The following is a 17,345-nucleotide window of genomic DNA, read 5'->3' on the forward strand; positions in this document are numbered from 1 at the left end:
ACCGATCAGTTGGCGCTCATGGTCGAACGCGGGGCGACGGGCTGGTTGTCGTTGGAGATGGTCACTTCCACGCGACGGTTCATGGCGCGGCCCGAGACGCTGGTGTTGTCGGCGACCGGGAATTCCTTGCCGTAGCCCTGGGTCACGATGCGGGCTGGATCGACGCCCATTTTCACCAGGGCCGTGCGCACGGAGCTGGCGCGGCGCTCGGACAGCGACTGGTTGTAGGAGTCCGAGCCGGTGCTGTCGGTGTAGCCTTCGATGATCACTTTGCGATCCGGGTTTTCCTGGAGGAACTGCGCGAGTTTGCTGACGTTGGTCATGCCGCTGGCGCGCAGGTCGGATTTGTTGGTGGCAAACAGCACGTCGCCGAAGGTCACCAGCGTACCGCGCTCGGTCTGCTTGGCGTTGAGGCTGTCCTGCAACTGCTTGATCTGCGCGTTGCGGGCTTCCAGTAATGCACGGGCGCGTTCGTCACCGGCGTTTTTCAGCTCGGCTTCGGCGTTGCGCAGGGCGATGGTCTGCTTGGCCACTTCGACACGCTGGTTGGTCAGGTAGGCCAACTGGTCTACCTTGGCTTCGTCTTCGTTATCCATGTAGGCCTTGTCGGCCTTGGCCAGGAAATCGGCGGCGTCCTTGGTTTCCAGCGCAGCCACTTTAGTCGCCGCCGGATCGGCCTGCAGCCCGTTGTAATTGGTGCGCGCCTGTTCCAGGTTCGCGTTCGGGTCGTGGGAGCAAGCGGCCAGGGCTACGCAGGCAGCAAGCAGGGCGGGCATCATGAAATGTTTGTGCGTCATAGTCTGTCGTCCTTTTATCGATGAGAAACACGTCGTGGCATAAACGGTTTACTGAACCTTGTTCATGCCTTCCTGACGCAATTCCTGAACCCCTTTCTGGGAGTCCTTGAGAGCCTGTTCGGCCTTGGCGGCCTGGGCCTTGCGCTCAGCGACGCGGGCATCCCATTCGGCCTGTTCGGCCAGACGCTTGGCCTCTTCGTAGTTTTCATCGTGCATGGCGATTTCGGCTTGCTTGAGTTTGTCCTGGGCCGATTTCATTTCCACCGCGGCAAACTCGGTGCCGCCTGCGCTGACGGCACTGTTCACCGCCGATTGCGTGACCGCGTATTGCTCCGAAGGTGGATTGCCGGCACAACCGGCCAGGATGAAGCTGCTACCGATCGCCAGGGCAGCCAACTTCAGGCCGCGCAGGCCAGTGGATGAGGGTTTGGCAGTGCAGGTATTCATAGGCTTCAACTCCATTGGAAAACTCCTGAAAAAACACCAATCCATGCTGGGACCGAAGCCGTGACGTCTGTTTTGGCGCTGGCGCCAGGGCGCGTTTATTTAAACGGCCGTTCCAGTATGGTTACTCGGTGTGACCCGAGGCGTTTTTCAAAAGTTCAGGCAAGGATGGCCATTCGCCAAAAGAATTGCTGACTGATCGGTCAGGGGTAAAAAAGCTGAACTTTCAAGGCGTGCAGGGGTATTCCGGGCGTAGGGAAGTCTGCATTTTTTGGCTGGATGCGCGCGTAGGAGCTGCCTCGCTTCGCTCGTCAGCTCCTACAGGAGTCAGGAATCAGTGCTTGGATTTGTCGCTCTGCGAGGACAGTTCGTGCAGATGGCGTCGGGACAATGCGAGGAAGCGCGGGGTCGGGCCCACGTCTTCGTACAGCGGATCGCCTTCTTCATCGGTGGCCACTACCTGCGGTCCCTTGACGTAGGGGAAGCTGGCTTCCAACTCTTCCAGCGCCGCGCCGATGAGTTCGCCGAGCAGTTCTTCCGGGTGGCGCTTGGGGTACATGTCGCAGATGGCCGCCAGGCGTGCTGCGGCCTCGACGTCGAGATGAATCGTGTAGCCGGTCTGGGTCAGGCGACCCTTGGCGTTTTCTTCCCAATGCTGGGCAAGCTCACGGATTTTCATGATGACCTCAATAGCCCTGCTTTTGGCGGGCGCGATAGTGACAAGCCGTCGTGTGGCTTACCCATGAGACTAGCTTTGCCTGACAAGGTTTAAAGTCCCTTCGTCGCTTGTCATTAACGACTGGCATCGGCACTCTCTCCTACAAAGCTGTCCGGACCTTTTTGCTGGAGAACTGCTGATGACCGATATCGATGCCCGCTTGCGCGAGGACGTCCACCTGCTCGGCGAGCTGCTGGGCAACACCATTCGCGACCAGTACGGAGACACCTTTCTCGACAAGATCGAGCAGATCCGCAAGGGCGCCAAGGCCGACCGCCGTGGTTCCATGGACGCCGAACTGAGCGCCAGCCTCAACCAGTTGAGCGAGGATGAACTGCTGCCGGTGGCGCGGGCGTTCAACCAGTTCCTCAACCTGGCCAACATCGCCGAGCAATACCAATTGATTCATCGGCGCGAAGAATCCAAGCCCGCACCGTTCGAAGCCCGGGTGCTGCCCGAGCTGCTGGCACGCTTGCGCGCCGAAGGCCACAGCGCCGAATCGCTGGCCCGGCAACTGGGGCGGCTGGATATTGAATTGGTCCTCACAGCGCACCCCACCGAAGTCGCCCGGCGCACGCTGATCCAGAAATACGATGCCATCGCCGCGCAACTCGCCGCCCAGGATCACCGCGACCTCACCAGCGCCGAGCGCGCGCAAATCCACCAGCGCTTGCAGCGGTTGATCGCCGAAGCCTGGCACACCGAAGAAATCCGCCGCACCCGACCCACGCCGGTGGACGAGGCCAAGTGGGGTTTCGCGGTGATCGAGCATTCGCTGTGGCACGCCATCCCCAATTACCTGCGCAAAGCCGATCAGGCCTTGCACGCCGCTACCGGGCTGCGCTTGCCCCTGGAAGCCGCACCGATCCGCTTTGCCTCGTGGATGGGCGGCGACCGCGACGGCAACCCGAACGTCACCGCCGCGGTCACGCGCGAAGTGCTGTTGCTGGCGCGTTGGATGGCGGCGGACCTTTATCTGCGCGATGTCGATCACCTGGCGGCCGACCTGTCCATGCAAAACGCCAGTGCGGCCTTGCGCGCCCAGGCCGGCGACAGTGCCGAACCCTATCGCGCGGTGCTCAAGCAATTGCGTGAGCGCCTGCGGGCGACCCGCAACTGGGCCCAGGCCTCGCTGAAAGCCACGACGCCGGCCTCCGCCGAGGTATTGCAGAACAACCGCGAACTGCTCGATCCGCTGGAGCTGTGCTACCAGTCCCTGCACGAATGCGGCATGGGTGTGATTGCCGACGGGCCGCTGCTCGATTGCCTGCGCCGCGCGGTGACGTTCGGGCTGTTCCTGGTGCGCCTCGATGTGCGCCAGGATTCGACGCGCCACTCGATGGCCATGACCGAAATCACCGATTACCTCGGGCTTGGGCGTTACGAAGACTGGGATGAAGAGCAGCGCATTCGCTTCCTGCTGGATGAGCTGAATAACCGTCGACCCTTGTTGCCGCCACATTTCAAGCCGTCGGCCGATACCGCAGAAGTCCTGGCGACCTGCCGGGAAGTCGCGGCGGCACCTGCGGCGTCCCTGGGTTCCTACGTGATCTCCATGGCCGGTGCGGCCTCCGATGTGCTGGCGGTGCAGCTGTTGCTCAAGGAAGCCGGCGTGCTGCGGCCGATGCGGGTGGTGCCGCTGTTCGAAACCCTTGCCGACCTGGATAACGCCGGTCCGGTGATGGAGCGTCTTCTGTCGCTGCCCGGCTACCGTGCACGCCTGCAAGGGCCTCAGGAAGTGATGATCGGCTATTCCGATTCGGCCAAGGACGCCGGCACCACGGCGGCGGCCTGGGCGCAATACCGGGCGCAGGAACGACTGGTGGATATCTGCCGTGAGCAGCAAGTCGAACTGCTGCTGTTCCATGGTCGCGGCGGCACGGTCGGTCGTGGCGGTGGTCCGGCGCACGCGGCGATCCTGTCCCAGCCGCCGGGTTCGGTGGCGGGTCGGTTCCGTACGACTGAGCAAGGCGAAATGATTCGTTTCAAATTTGGCCTGCCGGACATCGCCGAACAGAACCTCAACCTTTACCTCGCTGCGGTGCTGGAAGCGACCTTGCTGCCACCGCCGCCGCCCACGCCAGAGTGGCGTCATTTGATGGACGAGCTGGCCGCCGACGGCGTCAGTGCCTACCGCGCCGTGGTGCGGGAAAATCCGCAATTCGTCGAGTATTTCCGCCAGTCCACGCCGGAACAGGAATTGGGCCGGCTGCCCCTGGGCAGTCGCCCGGCCAAGCGCCGCGCCGGAGGTATCGAAAGCCTGCGGGCGATTCCGTGGATCTTCGGCTGGACCCAGACTCGCCTGATGCTGCCCGCCTGGCTCGGTTGGGAAACCGCCCTGGGCAAGGCGCTGGAGCGGGGTGAGGGTGAATTGCTCGGGCAGATGCGCGAGCAGTGGCCGTTCTTCCGTACCCGCATCGACATGCTGGAGATGGTGCTGGCCAAGGCCGACGCCGATATTGCCCGGTCCTACGATGAGCGTCTGGTGGAGCCGGCATTGCTGCCGTTGGGTGAGCATTTACGCGACCTATTGTCGCAGGCGTGCTCGGTGGTCCTGGGGTTGACCGGCCAGTCGCAGCTACTGGCACATAGCCCAGACACGCTGGAATTCATTCGCCTGCGCAACACCTACCTTGACCCGCTACACCTGCTGCAGGCCGAACTGTTGGCGCGTTCGCGGCAGCAGGACGTTGCCCAGGGCAGCCCCGTGGAACAGGCGTTGCTGGTGTCTGTGGCAGGGATCGCCGCCGGTTTGCGCAACACCGGCTGACGTCGGGTCGTCGCCTGAAACAGCTCGCCCGGTTCGTCCGGGCGTAACCGTTTGTGGAGAAGGGCAGGTCGACCAGGCGACAGTTTGTTGCCCGGTTGCGACTCTCGCCACCTTATACAAAGGTCGCGTCGGGCGCGGGTTCCTCCGACTTTCGGCGGCTTGTGTGGCTCGGGCCTGCTGTGTATCTTGAGCAGCCTTTGACCGTTTGGGCGGTCACGATCCTGTTTTTCGAAGATTGGCCCCACGAGGCGAATCCGAGCGTTTTACATAAAAAAATTGAGGAGCACATCGATGCGCGTCATTCTGCTGGGAGCTCCCGGGGCCGGTAAAGGTACTCAGGCAAAGTTCATCACCGAGAAATTCGGTATCCCGCAAATCTCCACCGGCGACATGCTGCGTGCCGCGGTCAAGGCTGGCACCCCATTGGGCGTTCAAGCCAAGAGCATCATGGATGCCGGCGGCCTGGTGTCGGATGACCTGATCATCGCCCTGGTCAAGGATCGCATCGCTCAACCGGACTGCGCCAATGGCTTCCTGTTCGACGGTTTCCCGCGCACTATTCCCCAGGCCGAAGCCCTGGTGACTGCCGGTGTGGAACTCGATCACGTGGTCGAAATCGCGGTAGACGACGAAGAAATCGTCCAGCGCATTGCCGGCCGTCGTGTCCACGAAGCATCCGGTCGTGTCTATCACACCGTCTACAACCCGCCAAAGGTCGCCGGCAAGGACGACGTGACTGGCGACGAGCTGGTGCAACGCAAGGACGACACTGAAGAAACCGTGCGTCATCGCCTGTCGGTCTACCATTCCCAGACCAAGCCGCTGGTGGACTTCTACCAGAAGCTGTCCGCTGCCCAGGGCAAGCCGAAGTACAGCCACATCCCGGGCGTTGGCTCGGTCGATGCGATCACCGGCAAAGTGCTTGAAGCGCTGAGCTGAAAAGCCTGATCAGTTGCAACAAACACGGCCCGCTTGCGGGCCGTAGTTGTTTATACTGGCGCACTTTTTTTCCACCTGATTTACGGACACATCGATGAGCACCTTGCTGGCCCTGGACACCGCGACTGAAGCTTGCTCCGTTGCCTTGCTGCACGACGGCAAGGTCACGAGCCATTACGAGGTGATCCCACGCCTGCACGCGCAGAAATTACTGCCGATGATCCAGCAATTGTTGAGCGACGCCGGGACGACCTTGCAAGCGGTTGACGCGATTGCCTTTGGCCGTGGGCCCGGGGCGTTCACCGGCGTGCGGATCGCCATTGGCGTCGTGCAGGGCTTGGCCTTTGCCCTGGAGCGCCCGGTATTGCCAGTGTCGAACCTGGCGGTGCTGGCCCAGCGGGCCTTGCGCGAACACGGCGCGCGCCAGGTGGCGGCGGCTATCGATGCGCGTATGGACGAGGTGTACTGGGGCTGCTACCGCGAAACCGATGGCGAGATGCGTCTGGTGGGCCGTGAAGCGGTATTGCCACCTGAGTCGGCGGCGTTGCCGGATGAGGCGAGTGGTGATTGGTTTGGTGCTGGTACAGGCTGGGGCTATGGCGAGCGGATCGGCGCCAGCGTTGTCGGCCAGGACGCCTCGACGCTGCCCCATGCCGAAGACCTGCTGGCACTCGCACGCTTCGCCTGGGAACGCGGCGAGGCCATCGCGGCGGACGATGCGCAGCCGGTTTACCTGCGGGACAAGGTCGCAACGCCGAAGTCCGAGCGCTAACGAGCATTGCCCATCCGAAGGCGAGCACAGTTGTGGCGAGGGGATTTATCCCCGCTCGAGTGCGCAGCACTCGCCAGGTCAATGGCTGATAAAACAATGTCGGGGGCGCTGCGCGCCCAGCGGGGATAAATCCCCTCGCCACGAGGCATTTTTCAGCACTTGGACTTCCCGCCAAAAAGTCATTTCCCGATCCAAAAGTCACACCCAATCTTGCCGGTCGTCACTTTTTCACCCCGTTTTTAAACCTTTTTGACTTTATGTGTTCTAGTTATCACTTGCGCATTTGCGCGGCTGCGAATGTGCCGCTAAATTGCCATCATTGATACCGAGCATTCTGTTATGCGTATAGACGGCGTTTCCTCACAGTCCTATCCCATCAAGCGTCGGCCTCGTGCGGGTAAAGCCGCTGAGCCCGAAACTTTCGATGACATCGATGGCGACCTGGAACTTCCGTCCGAAGAGCAACTGGCCGCCCGTGCCGCCAAAGCCTCCGCGCAGCGCCTGAGCAATCTCCCCGCCCGCCAGCAAGACATGCTGTATCACCGCGCCATGAGCCACAGTGTTTCCGCCGCGCTCGCCAGCTATTTGAGCACTGCCGGTTTTGTCGACTGGGATATGGAAGTGCTGGGGCTTGACCTCTACATCTGATGCGGTTGCCTTATTACCTCGGCTGCCCGTCCTGGAGTGAAAACGCCTGGCGCGATTATCTTTATCCCCAGGACGCCAAAAGCTCCGACTTCCTGAATCTCTATAGCCAAGTATTCAACGCCGTGGAAGGCAACACGACCTTCTATGCGAGCCCGTCCGCGGCCACCGTCCAGCGCTGGGCGGACATCATGCCCGAGGACTTTCGCTTCACCGCCAAGATCCCCGGTGACATCAGCCATGGCGGTGATTTGCGCGAACACCTGACCGCCACGGAAACCTTCGTTCAATTGCTCAGCCCGCTGGGCGAGCGGGTTTCACCGTTCTGGCTGCAACTGTCCAAGGCATTCACGCCCAATCGGTTGCACGAGCTGGCGGCCTTCATCGACGCGTTCCCACGCCAGTTGGCGGTCGAGGTCCGTCATGATGAGTTCTTCGCCAAGGGCGATGCCGAGCGCCAGCTCAATCGCCTGTTGCTCGATCGCGGCGTGGAACGTATCTGCCTCGATCCGCGAGGTTTGTTCAGCTGTGCCTCGACCGATCCCTCAGTGATCCATGCCCAATACAAAAAACCACGGGTCCCGACGCGGCCAGCGGCTTTCACTCAATGCCCGCAGGTACGCTTCGTTGGCCATCCCGTGGTGGAAGCCAACGAGCCGTTCCTGGCACCTTGGGTAGAGAAAATCGCCGAGTGGATCGAAGAAGGGCGTACGCCTTACATGTTCCTGCACACCGCCGATAACCTGCTTGCGGCGAAACTGGCGATGCACTTTCACAACCGCTTGATGAACCGTTTGCCTGGCTTGCCGGCCCTGCCTGAGCTATATAGAGAACCCGCCGCCGAGCAACTGGGTTTGCTCTGAGGCGATCTCTTCCCCAGTTCAGGAGCGACTTTCATGGATGCACAAACCCGACGAGCCCAGGCGTTCAAGGCCTTGCACGAGCGCGAAGGGGCGTTTGTCATTCCCAATCCGTGGGATGCCGGTTCGGCCAAGATGCTCGCCAGCCTTGGCTTCGAAGCCTTGGCGACCACCAGCGCCGGCCATGCTTTTTCCATGGCGCGACCCGATGGTGGGTTGGGCCTGGATGACACGCTGGCTAACGTGCGAGCGATCGTGGCGGCCACGGATTTGCCGGTGGCGGTCGACCTGGAGAATGGCTTTGCCGATGCCCCCGAAGAGTGTGCCCGCAGCCTGTTGCGTGCGGCAGAAGCTGGCGCAGTAGGGGGCTCGATCGAAGATGCCACCGGGCGCCCGGACAGTCCGATCTATTGCTTCGAGCACGCCGTGGCGCGAGTCAAGGCCGCGGCCGACGCGGTGCGCAGCCTGCCGTTCCCGTTTCTGCTGACCGCCCGGGCGGAGAACTTCCTGCACGGCAAACCCGACCTGGACGATACGATCCGGCGTCTGAAGGCGTTCGCCGACGCTGGCGCCGACGTGCTCTATGCACCGGGGCTGAGCAGCGCCGAACAGGTCCTCGCAGTGGTCCAGGCCGTGGCGCCCAAACCAGTGAACGTGCTGATGTCCGGCGCCCTGGACCTCACCGTGGCGCAATTGAGCGAACTGGGCGTCAAGCGCATTAGCGTCGGATCGGCCCTGGCGTTGGCGGCCTATGGCGAATTCTTCCGTGCCGCCGAGGAAATCCAGCAGCAGGGCACGTTCACCTTCACTCGTCGTTCGATGCCGTTCAGTCAGGCCAATCAATTATTCAAGGCTTGATGCCCGAGGCGTTGTCGTGCGGTTTTTCAAAGTGTTGATGGTGTTGGCGCTGGCTGTGGGTGTCGCAGTGTTCAGCGTTTGGCGCGGCTGGTTGTCGGTGCCGCCGCAGTGGAATCCTTGGGCGCCGCTGGACGTCAACGTCCCGCCCAACCTGCTGACCCGCTACAAACTGATGGCCCTGCGCAACGACCCGCAACTGTGCGACCAGGCGCTCGCCACGTCAGGGCTTCGGACCGCTCGCCAGGCGGACAGCGGCGCCAACACGACGTGTCCGTTGACCAATGTGTTGCGGGTACAGGGCGGCGAGGTGGCGCTGAGCAGTAGCTTTCTGGCCAGTTGTCCGCTGGCCGTGGCTTTTGCGTTGTTCGAGCGCCATGCGCTGCAGCCGGCGGCAACGGCGGTCTATGGGCAGAAGGTCACGCGCGTCGATCATCTGGGCAGCTTTGCCTGTCGCAATATGTACGGTCGTGAGAGCGGCGCGCGCAGCCAGCATGCCACGGCCAGCGCGATCGACATCGCCGGGTTTCGCCTGGCCGATGGACGTGCGGTCAGCGTGCTCAGGGACTGGCCGAAGGACAATACCGATGCGCAATTCCTGCGGCAGGTTCGCGACGGCGCCTGCGACATGTTCAGTGTGGTGTTGAGTCCGGACTACAACGCAGCGCACCGCAACCACTTCCATCTGGATGTCGGACCGTGGTGGATTTGCAGGTAAGAATCAGGCGGCGATGCGCAGGTTCTGCAGCACGATCGGCCGTGCCCAGCGGGTATCGAAATCGAGTTGTTTCTGTTGCGCCACCAATTCCTCTTCCGGGAACGGCGGGAATGGCTTGTCCAGCAGGTCGAGTTCGAACTCGGCAATCGGCAGGTGCAATGGACGCGGTTGTGGTGCCGGGCCCGGTTCTGGCAGGGGCTGGCCAGCAGCGAGAACGATTGGGCGAACCCAGTTGCTTTCAAAAGTCTGCTGCTTTTGCTGGGCGACGATTTCTTCCGGTGGGAAGGGTGGGAACGGTTTGTCCAGCAGGTCGAGTTCGAATTCGGCGATTGGCAGGAACAAAGGCTCGGGCGGCTTGACCTGGGTCTCCGTCACTTCACAGGTGCGCTGGCTGACGATGTGGTCCAGCAGCTCGGCGCCGAGGGTCGGTTCAACCGCTTCATCGAGGGCGACTGGCTGGTAGCTGCCAGGCGCCGGTGCGTTTTCACCCAACTGATCGGCCAGGGCCCGGGCGAAAAAATCCTGCCACAGGTGACTGACGCCGCTCAGGGCTTGGGTGTTACGCAGGCTGTAATCGCCGTAAGGGGAGATAACGCCTATCGATGTGGATTGAATGTCTGACATTTTTCTCGGTCGACGCTCAGCTCTGGCAAAATGCCGTTCACCGTTGTTATCGGCCGTTTTTGCCGATCCTTAATTTTTTGAGCGTGTTTTCATGATTGAGCAACCCGCGGCCTGCCGCATCCACGTCGAGGCCCTGGCCCCGGCCTTCCAGGCGCAAGCCGAGCAATGGGCCGAGCGGCTTGGCCTGCCGTTGCAAGTGGACGATGGCGAGTTTGCCTTGCAGGTTGGCGAGCAGGGTTTGCAATTGCAGCAACTGGGTCCGGACGCGCCGGGACCGGTGCGGGTGGACTTCGTCGAGGGTGGCGCGGCCCATCGTCGGCTGTACGGCGGCGGCAGCGGCCAGATGATCGCCAAGGCCGTCGGTGTCGCCCAAGGTGTGCGTCCTCGGGTACTCGACGCCACGGCTGGGCTGGGCAAGGACGCGTTCGTGCTGGCGAGCCTGGGCTGCGAAATGAGCCTGATCGAGCGCCAGCCGTTGATTGGCGCCTTGCTGGAAGATGGCCTGGCCCGTGGCGCGGAAGATTTCGACGTAGCGCCGATCGTGGCGCGCATGCGTTTGCTCAAGGGCAACTCGATCGAGGTGATGCGCAACTGGGAGGGCGAGCCGCCCCAGGTGATCTACCTGGACCCGATGTTCCCCCATCGGGAGAAAACTGCCCTGGTGAAAAAAGAGATGCGCCTGTTCCGGCCGCTGGTGGGTGATGACAATGACGCCCCGGCGCTGTTGGCCGCGGCGCTGGCGCTGGCGACCCACCGGGTGGTGGTCAAGCGCCCGCGCAAGGCGCCTTGCATCGAAGGGCCGAAGCCGAGCCATGGGCTTGAGGGCAAGTCCAGTCGCTACGACATCTACCCGAAGAAAGCGCTCAAGGCTTGAGACCGAGGTGCCTGCATCGCGAGCAAGCTCGCTCCCACAGGGGGCGGTGGTGAACACAGAAATCTGTGAACACCCTCGATCAACTGTGGGAGCGAGCTTGCTCGCGATGAGGCCCTGACGGCCAGCGCAAGGCTGCCGGTCCAGCTAAGGCCGATAAGCCCGCACAAACAACCCCACCACTTCCTGCACATGAGCCTCCGCCGCTTCGGCGTCCTGTGGCCCATCGCAGCCGTACAGCAACCGGAAATTCGCCGCGCCCTTGATCAGGCAGAAGAAATGCTCGGCGGCGTTGCGGGGTCTGTCGATGCTCAAGGCGCCGCTCTGGTTGACCTTGGTCAGTAACCGCTCCATGCCTGAGAGCATGCGTTGCGGGCCGGCCTCGTAGAAAATCGTCGAAAGTTTCGGATCCTGGCTGCCCAAGGCAATCATCAACCGATGCAGGTTGACCGATTCGTCGCTGTTGATCAGTTGATTGAAACCACGGGCGATGTTCAGCAACACGTGCTCAATGGGAACGCCATCAGGCCATTCGAAAAAAAGCGTCGGAACCTGCTCCTCGCACTTGGCAATCACCGCGGCGGCAAACAGGGTTTCTTTGTCGTTGAAGTGACTGTAGACCGTCAGCTTCGACACGCCGGCCTCGGTCGCCACGGCATCCATGCTGGTACTGGCGTAACCCAGGTCCAAGAACAGACGTTTCGCCGCGTCGAGAATGGCTTGGCGCTTGGCCAGATCCTTTGGACGGCCAGGGCCGCTGGGAGGGAGAGGATTGTTCGACATTATTCGCTTTTAATACTGGACTGGTGAGTTTGCTATTAATAACATACTCGCCAGTATAATTATTCCAAGCACCATTAGCGAAAGGTCATCACCATGTTCCGCTATGTCCTGCCCCTCGCCCTGCCAGTCAGCCTGGCTTTTTTATTGTCTGCGTGTGGCCACGATGAACCGGTCGCCGCTGTCGTTCGCCCCGCCATGGTGGTCAAGCCAGAGCCTTCGGCCTTGGCGATGGACAGTTATCCCGGCGAAGTACGGGCACGGTTCGAACCGGACCTGGCGTTTCGCATTGGTGGCAAAGTGAGCCGACGGCTGGTCGAGGAGGGGCAGCGGGTCAAGGCCAATCAACCCTTGGCTGAACTCGATCCCGAAGACGTGCGCCTGCAACTCGAAGCGAGCCGGGCCCAGGTCGCCGCCGCCGAGGCCAACCTGAGCCTGGTGCGCGCCGAGCGCGACCGCTACAAGACCCTGATGGAGCGGCAGATGGTCAGCCGCTCCCAATACGACAACGCGGAGAATCTCTATCGCTCCGGGGCAGCGCGGCTCAAGCAGATCAAGGCTGAATTCGACGTCGCCAGCAACCAGGCCAGCTATTCGATTTTGCGCGCGCCCCAGGATGGCGTCGTGGCCCGGCGTTCGGTGGAAGTCGGTCAGGTGGTGTCGGCCGGGCAAACAGTCTTCACTCTGGCCACCGACGGCGAGCGTGAGGTGCTGATCAGTTTGCCGGAACAGAGTTTCGGCCGGTTCAAGATCGGCCAGCCGGTTTCGGTGGAGTTGTGGAGCCAGCCCGACCAGCGTTTCAGCGGACACATCCGCGAACTCTCGCCCGCCGCCGACCCGAAATCCCGCACCTTCGCCGCCCGTGTTGCCTTCGCCGCCGGCAGCGTCCCGGCGGAGCTGGGCCAGAGCGCCCGGGTGTTTATCCAATCCGCAGACAAGGTCTCGTTGTCCGTACCGCTGTCGGCCCTCACCGCCGAGAACGGCGCGACTTACGTCTGGGTGGTCAACTCCAACAACACCCTCAAGAAAGTCCCGGTCCGTGTCGGAGCCTTCGGCGAAAAAACCGTGCCGGTGCTTGAAGGCCTGAGCGCCAATGACTGGGTGGTGGCTGCGGGCGTGCATGTGCTCCTCGATGGCCAGCAGGTCCGGCCAGTGGATCGCTCCAACCGCGTGGTCAACCTGGCGGCCAAGGAGTAATTCCCGATGGGTTTCAATCTTTCCGAATGGGCGTTGCGTAACCGCCAGATCGTACTGTTCCTGATGCTGTTGCTGGCAATCGTCGGGGCACTTTCCTACACCAAGCTCGGCCAGAGCGAAGACCCGCCGTTCACCTTCAAGGCCATGGTCATTCGCACGGTTTGGCCGGGAGCGACGGCCGAGGAAGTGTCGCGCCAGGTCACCGAGCGTATCGAAAAGAAGCTGATGGAAACCGGCGATTACGAAAAGATCGTCTCGTTTTCCCGCCCAGGTGAATCCCAGGTGACTTTTGCGGCACGCGATTCCCTGCACTCAAAGCAGATTCCCGAGCTGTGGTATCAGATTCGCAAGAAGATCGGCGATATCCGCCAGACCTTGCCGCCGGGAATCCAGGGACCGTTCTTCAACGATGAGTTCGGCACGACCTTCGGCAATATCTACGCGCTCACCGGGGACGGCTTCGATTACGCCGTGCTCAAGGACTATGCCGACCGTATCCAGATCCAGCTGCAGCGGGTCAAGGACGTGGGCAAGGTCGAGCTGGTCGGCCTGCAGGACGAGAAAATCTGGGTCGAACTGTCGAACGTGAAACTGGCGACCCTTGGCCTGCCGCTGGCAGCGGTCCAGCAAGCCTTGGAGGCGCAGAACGCGGTGTCCACCGCCGGGTTCTTCGAGACCGGCAGCGAGCGATTGCAGCTAAGGGTTTCGGGTAATTTCCAGACGGTGGAAGAGATCCGCAATTTTCCGATCCGCGTGGCTGATCGCACCTTCCGCATTGGCGACGTGGCGGATGTTCGTCGCGGCTTTAACGATCCCCCCGCGCCGCGCATGCGCTTCATGGGGGAAGATGCCATTGGCCTGGCCGTCGCAATGAAGGAGGGCGGCGACATCCTGATCCTGGGCAAGGCCCTCGAGGTCGACTTTGCCCGGATCCAGAACACCCTGCCGGCCGGCATGCAGTTGCGCAAGGTTTCGGACCAGCCGGCGGCGGTGAAAACCGGCGTCGGTGAGTTTGTCCAGGTGCTGGTGGAAGCGCTGACGATCGTGTTGCTGGTGAGCTTCTTCTCCTTGGGGCTGCGCACCGGGATGGTAGTGGCGCTGGCGATTCCTCTGGTGCTGGCGATGACCTTCGCGGCGATGTATTACTTGGGCATCGGCCTGCACAAGATTTCCCTTGGCGCGCTGGTCTTGGCGTTGGGGTTGCTGGTGGACGACGCGATCATTGCGGTAGAGATGATGGCGATCAAGATGGAGCAGGGCTTCGACCGGATCAAGGCGGCCAGCTTCGCCTGGACCAGCACGGCGTTTCCGATGCTCACTGGCACCTTGATCACAGCGGCGGGTTTCCTGCCCATCGCCACCGCCCAATCGGGCACGGGGGAATACACCCGTTCGATTTTCCAGGTGGTGACCCTTGCACTGTTGGCGTCCTGGGTCGCTGCGGTGGTGTTCGTGCCTTATCTGGGGGAGAAATTCCTGCCGGACCTGGCGAAGATTCACGCAGCCAAGCATGGCACCGTTGACGGCCAGCCTGACCCTTACGGCACGCCGTTCTATCAGCGTGTGCGGCGTTTGGTGGAATGGTGCGTGCGTCGGCGCAAGACCGTCATCGCATTGACCGTGCTGTTGTTCGTGGGCTCGGTGGTGCTGTTCCGTTTTGTCCCGCAGCAGTTTTTCCCGGCGTCGGGACGCCTGGAGTTGATGGTCGACCTGAAACTGGCCGAAGGCGCTTCGCTGGTCAACACCGCCGAGCAGGTCAAGCGCCTTGAAGCACTGCTCAAGGATCACGCCGGCATCGACAATTACGTCGCCTACGTCGGCACCGGTTCACCGCGTTTCTACTTGCCGCTGGATCAGCAACTGCCGGCGCCGAGCTTCGCCCAATTCGTGGTGCTGGCCAAGACCATCGAAGACCGCGAGCCGTTGCGCAGTTGGTTGATCAGCACCCTGAACGAGCAGTTCCCGACGTTGCGCTCGCGGGTGACGCGCCTGGAAAACGGTCCGCCGGTGGGCTACCCGGTGCAGTTTCGCGTGACGGGCGAGCACATCGAGGAGGTCAGGGCCCTGGCGCGGAAAGTGGCGACAAAGGTTCGCGAAAACCCCTACGTCGTCAATGTGCATCTGGACTGGGAAGAGCCGAGCAAAGTGGTGTACCTGAATATCGACCAGGACCGCGCCCGGGCCTTGGGGGTGACCACCGCCAATCTGTCGAGCTTCCTGCAAAGTTCCCTCACCGGGTCCAGCGTCAGCCAGTACCGGGAAGACAACGAACTGATCGAGATCCTGCTGCGCGGCACCGTGCATGAGCGCACCGAGCTTTCGCGGCTGCCGAGCCTGGCGGTGCCCACCGACAACGGTGCGAGTGTGGCGCTGTCACAGATCGCAACGCTGGAGTATGGCTTTGAAGAGGGCGTGATCTGGCACCGCAACCGTCTGCCGAGCGTGACCGTTCGGGCCGACATTTATGGCAAGGAACAGCCCGCGACCCTGGTGCAGCAGATCTTCCCGACCCTGGACCCGATTCGCGCGGAACTGCCTGACGGCTATCTACTTGAAGTGGGTGGGACGGTGGAGGATTCGGCCCGAGGCCAGAAATCAGTGAACGCCGGCGTACCGCTGTTCATCGTGGTGGTGCTGACGTTGTTGATGCTGCAACTGCGCAGCTTTTCCCGCGCGGCCATGGTGTTCCTCACTGCGCCGCTGGGGTTGATCGGTGTCACGCTGTTTCTGTTGGTGTTCCGCCAGCCGTTCGGTTTCGTCGCCATGCTCGGGACCATCGCCTTGTCCGGCATGATCATGCGCAACTCGGTGATTCTGGTGGATCAGATCGAACAGGACATCAAGGCCGGGCTTGCCCCGTGGCAAGCAATCATCGAAGCGACAGTGCGACGATTCCGCCCGATCGTGCTCACCGCGCTGGCGGCGGTGCTGGCGATGATCCCGCTGTCGCGAAGCCTGTTCTTCGGCCCGATGGCGGTGGCGATCATGGGGGGACTGATTGTGGCGACGGCGTTGACGCTGCTGTTCCTGCCGGCGCTGTATGCAGCGTGGTTCAGGGTCAAGAAGACCTGATCATCCGGTGCACACCGGACCTTGTGGCGAGGGAGCTTGCTCCCGCTCGGTTGCGCAGCAGCCGCAAAAAGCTTGGGGCCGCTGCGCAGCCCAGCGGGAGCGAGCTCCCTCGCCACAGGTGTCGTGTCCGCTTAGAGCGTACCGAATACTTTTTTAGCCAAACTGGTCGCCGCAGCCGCCGGGTTCTTGCGAATGGTGGCTTCCTGCTTGCCGATCATCTCGAACAAACCGTCCAGCGCCTGCTCGGTCACGTAGTTCTCGATATTGGCGCTCTTGGCGTCCACCACGCCCAGCGTCGCGGCCTGGCCGGCAAAGGCGTTGTACTTCTGGGCCAGGCCGACCTTGTCGGTGGCTTGCTTGACGATAGGCAGGAACTTGGCGCGAATCTGTTCGCGGCTGCTCTTGTTCAGGTATTGCGTGGCCGAATCGTTGCCACCGCTCAAAATGCCCTTGGCATCGCTCACGCTCATGTTCTTCACGGCATCGACCAGGATCGGCTGTGCCTGCACCACGGCGGTTTCGGCCGCCTGGTTCATGCTGGTTTCCAGTTGATCCACTTGGTCACCCATGCCGAAGGCTTTCATCTTGCTGGCGACTTTGCCGAGCTTGCCTGGCAACTCGATCTTCACGTCCGGGTTGTTGCTGAAACCGCCCGGCGTGCCCAGCTGCTTGACGGCGATCTGGGCGCCTTGGGTCAGTGCATCCTTGAGGCCACCCGTGGCGTCCTTCTGGGACAGATCGCCCAGGGACAAGGCCATGGCGTTGGCGCAGATCAACAGGCCGGCACACAGGCCGGTGAAACGGAGGGTAGAGCGGAGCATGGCAGCTTCCTTGAGGAGTGGAACAGAATCAGCGTGCAGCGTTGACGCGAATCTTCAACGGCTGCGGATCTTTGCCATCGAGCTGCACGGTGTGCTGTTCAGTTGTGATGAACATCAACTCGCCGTCCACTTCGATGCGGGCGCTCACGGCATAACGATGACCGGGCTTGACCTGCGTCGGATCATAACTGAGGTGGAACGGCAAAGGGACCTGGCCCTTGACCGGGCCCCGCTGCTCATCGATCACGACGGCTGGCGCGTCGGCCAGGGAAACGTCCTGCAGGCTCACGGTCAACGTAGCAGTGGGCGGCAGGGCGATGCGTTGCAGATAGAACACTTCGCCGCCGAGGCTGGTCTTGCCGGCCAGCGGCGCGCTGGAGCAGGCGCTCAGCAGCGTGGCTGCGGCGACGAGAAGAAGCTTTTTCATTAAGCCATTTCCATATTGAGGGCCCCGGCCAAAGG

General features: G+C 62.0%; 17 protein-coding genes. 10 read left to right on the forward strand and 7 right to left on the reverse strand.

Annotation, left to right across the window (positions count from 1 at the left end):
• Nucleotides 1-5: 5 nt before the first annotated feature.
• The 3 genes from FHK92_RS17430 to FHK92_RS17440 all read right to left on the reverse strand — a co-directional run bounded on the left by FHK92_RS17430 (nucleotide 6) and on the right by FHK92_RS17440 (nucleotide 1,920).
• A complete protein-coding gene (locus FHK92_RS17430) occupies nucleotides 6-797 on the reverse strand; it encodes an OmpA family protein (protein ID WP_181289145.1) in 792 nt (263 codons plus the stop codon).
• A gap of 48 nt (nucleotides 798-845) precedes the next feature.
• Nucleotides 846-1,259, reverse strand: a complete 414-nt coding sequence (locus FHK92_RS17435) for a DUF4398 domain-containing protein (RefSeq protein ID WP_014336761.1) — start codon at nucleotides 1,257-1,259, stop codon at nucleotides 846-848.
• A 316-nt stretch (nucleotides 1,260-1,575) separates the two neighbouring features.
• Nucleotides 1,576-1,920 carry a pilin assembly protein gene (locus FHK92_RS17440; RefSeq protein WP_181289146.1) on the reverse strand — a complete coding sequence of 115 codons (345 nt, stop codon included), beginning with the start codon at nucleotides 1,918-1,920 and terminating at the stop codon, nucleotides 1,576-1,578.
• 178 nt (nucleotides 1,921-2,098) lie between these two features.
• Here FHK92_RS17440 and ppc point away from each other — a divergent pair, with 178 nt between their 5' ends.
• The 7 genes from ppc (at nucleotide 2,099) to FHK92_RS17475 (ending at nucleotide 9,518) form a co-directional block, all read left to right on the forward strand.
• On the forward strand, nucleotides 2,099-4,729 hold the full coding sequence (gene ppc / locus FHK92_RS17445) for a phosphoenolpyruvate carboxylase (protein ID WP_181289147.1): 2,631 nt from the start codon (nucleotides 2,099-2,101) through the stop codon (nucleotides 4,727-4,729).
• Nucleotides 4,730-5,020: 291 nt separating this feature from the next.
• Entirely contained in the window at nucleotides 5,021-5,668 is a 648-nt protein-coding gene (gene adk / locus FHK92_RS17450) for an adenylate kinase (protein ID WP_030139520.1), read from the forward strand.
• Between the two features lie 94 nt (nucleotides 5,669-5,762).
• The gene (gene tsaB, locus FHK92_RS17455; protein ID WP_181289148.1) at nucleotides 5,763-6,440 is read left to right on the forward strand and encodes a tRNA (adenosine(37)-N6)-threonylcarbamoyltransferase complex dimerization subunit type 1 TsaB; all 678 of its coding nucleotides are present in this window, start codon (nucleotides 5,763-5,765) and stop codon (nucleotides 6,438-6,440) included.
• A 339-nt stretch (nucleotides 6,441-6,779) separates the two neighbouring features.
• Nucleotides 6,780-7,088 (forward strand): hypothetical protein, encoded by a 309-nt coding sequence (locus FHK92_RS17460; protein WP_181289149.1) that lies wholly within the window; start codon nucleotides 6,780-6,782, stop codon nucleotides 7,086-7,088.
• The gene (locus FHK92_RS17465; protein ID WP_181289150.1) at nucleotides 7,088-7,948 is read left to right on the forward strand and encodes a DUF72 domain-containing protein; all 861 of its coding nucleotides are present in this window, start codon (nucleotides 7,088-7,090) and stop codon (nucleotides 7,946-7,948) included. Before FHK92_RS17460 ends, FHK92_RS17465 begins: the two co-directional genes overlap by 1 nt.
• A 33-nt stretch (nucleotides 7,949-7,981) precedes the next feature.
• On the forward strand, nucleotides 7,982-8,803 hold the full coding sequence (locus FHK92_RS17470; RefSeq protein WP_181289151.1) for an isocitrate lyase/PEP mutase family protein: 822 nt from the start codon (nucleotides 7,982-7,984) through the stop codon (nucleotides 8,801-8,803).
• 16 nt (nucleotides 8,804-8,819) lie between these two features.
• Entirely contained in the window at nucleotides 8,820-9,518 is a 699-nt protein-coding gene (locus FHK92_RS17475; protein WP_181289152.1) for an extensin-like domain-containing protein, read from the forward strand.
• 3 nt (nucleotides 9,519-9,521) lie between these two features.
• On the opposite strand, the gene FHK92_RS17480 is transcribed toward FHK92_RS17475, so the two are convergent.
• Nucleotides 9,522-10,142, reverse strand: a complete 621-nt coding sequence (locus FHK92_RS17480; protein ID WP_181289153.1) for an energy transducer TonB — start codon at nucleotides 10,140-10,142, stop codon at nucleotides 9,522-9,524.
• Nucleotides 10,143-10,233: 91 nt separating this feature from the next.
• On the opposite strand from FHK92_RS17480, the gene FHK92_RS17485 reads away from it, so the two are divergent.
• Complete coding sequence (locus tag FHK92_RS17485) at nucleotides 10,234-11,016, forward strand: class I SAM-dependent methyltransferase (RefSeq protein WP_219916088.1); 783 nt, start codon at nucleotides 10,234-10,236, stop codon at nucleotides 11,014-11,016.
• Between the two features lie 144 nt (nucleotides 11,017-11,160).
• On the opposite strand, the gene FHK92_RS17490 is transcribed toward FHK92_RS17485, so the two are convergent.
• Nucleotides 11,161-11,796, reverse strand: a complete 636-nt coding sequence (locus FHK92_RS17490) for a TetR/AcrR family transcriptional regulator (RefSeq protein ID WP_181289154.1) — start codon at nucleotides 11,794-11,796, stop codon at nucleotides 11,161-11,163.
• Nucleotides 11,797-11,889: 93 nt separating this feature from the next.
• On the opposite strand from FHK92_RS17490, the gene FHK92_RS17495 reads away from it, so the two are divergent.
• Both FHK92_RS17495 and FHK92_RS17500 read left to right on the forward strand, forming a co-directional pair.
• A complete protein-coding gene (locus FHK92_RS17495) occupies nucleotides 11,890-12,990 on the forward strand; it encodes an efflux RND transporter periplasmic adaptor subunit (RefSeq protein WP_181289155.1) in 1,101 nt (366 codons plus the stop codon).
• A 6-nt stretch (nucleotides 12,991-12,996) separates the two neighbouring features.
• The gene (locus tag FHK92_RS17500; protein ID WP_181289156.1) at nucleotides 12,997-16,062 is read left to right on the forward strand and encodes an efflux RND transporter permease subunit; all 3,066 of its coding nucleotides are present in this window, start codon (nucleotides 12,997-12,999) and stop codon (nucleotides 16,060-16,062) included.
• Between the two features lie 131 nt (nucleotides 16,063-16,193).
• Here FHK92_RS17500 and FHK92_RS17505 read toward each other — a convergent pair whose 3' ends face one another.
• On the reverse strand, nucleotides 16,194-16,883 hold the full coding sequence (locus tag FHK92_RS17505; RefSeq protein WP_181289157.1) for a DUF4197 domain-containing protein: 690 nt from the start codon (nucleotides 16,881-16,883) through the stop codon (nucleotides 16,194-16,196).
• Nucleotides 16,884-16,911: 28 nt separating this feature from the next.
• A complete protein-coding gene (locus FHK92_RS17510) occupies nucleotides 16,912-17,310 on the reverse strand; it encodes a YbaY family lipoprotein (RefSeq protein ID WP_181289158.1) in 399 nt (132 codons plus the stop codon).
• Nucleotides 17,311-17,345: the final 35 nt, after the last annotated feature.

This window comes from Pseudomonas brassicacearum subsp. neoaurantiaca (assembly GCF_013608025.1).
In the GTDB taxonomy this organism is placed as follows: Bacteria; Pseudomonadota; Gammaproteobacteria; order Pseudomonadales; family Pseudomonadaceae; genus Aquipseudomonas.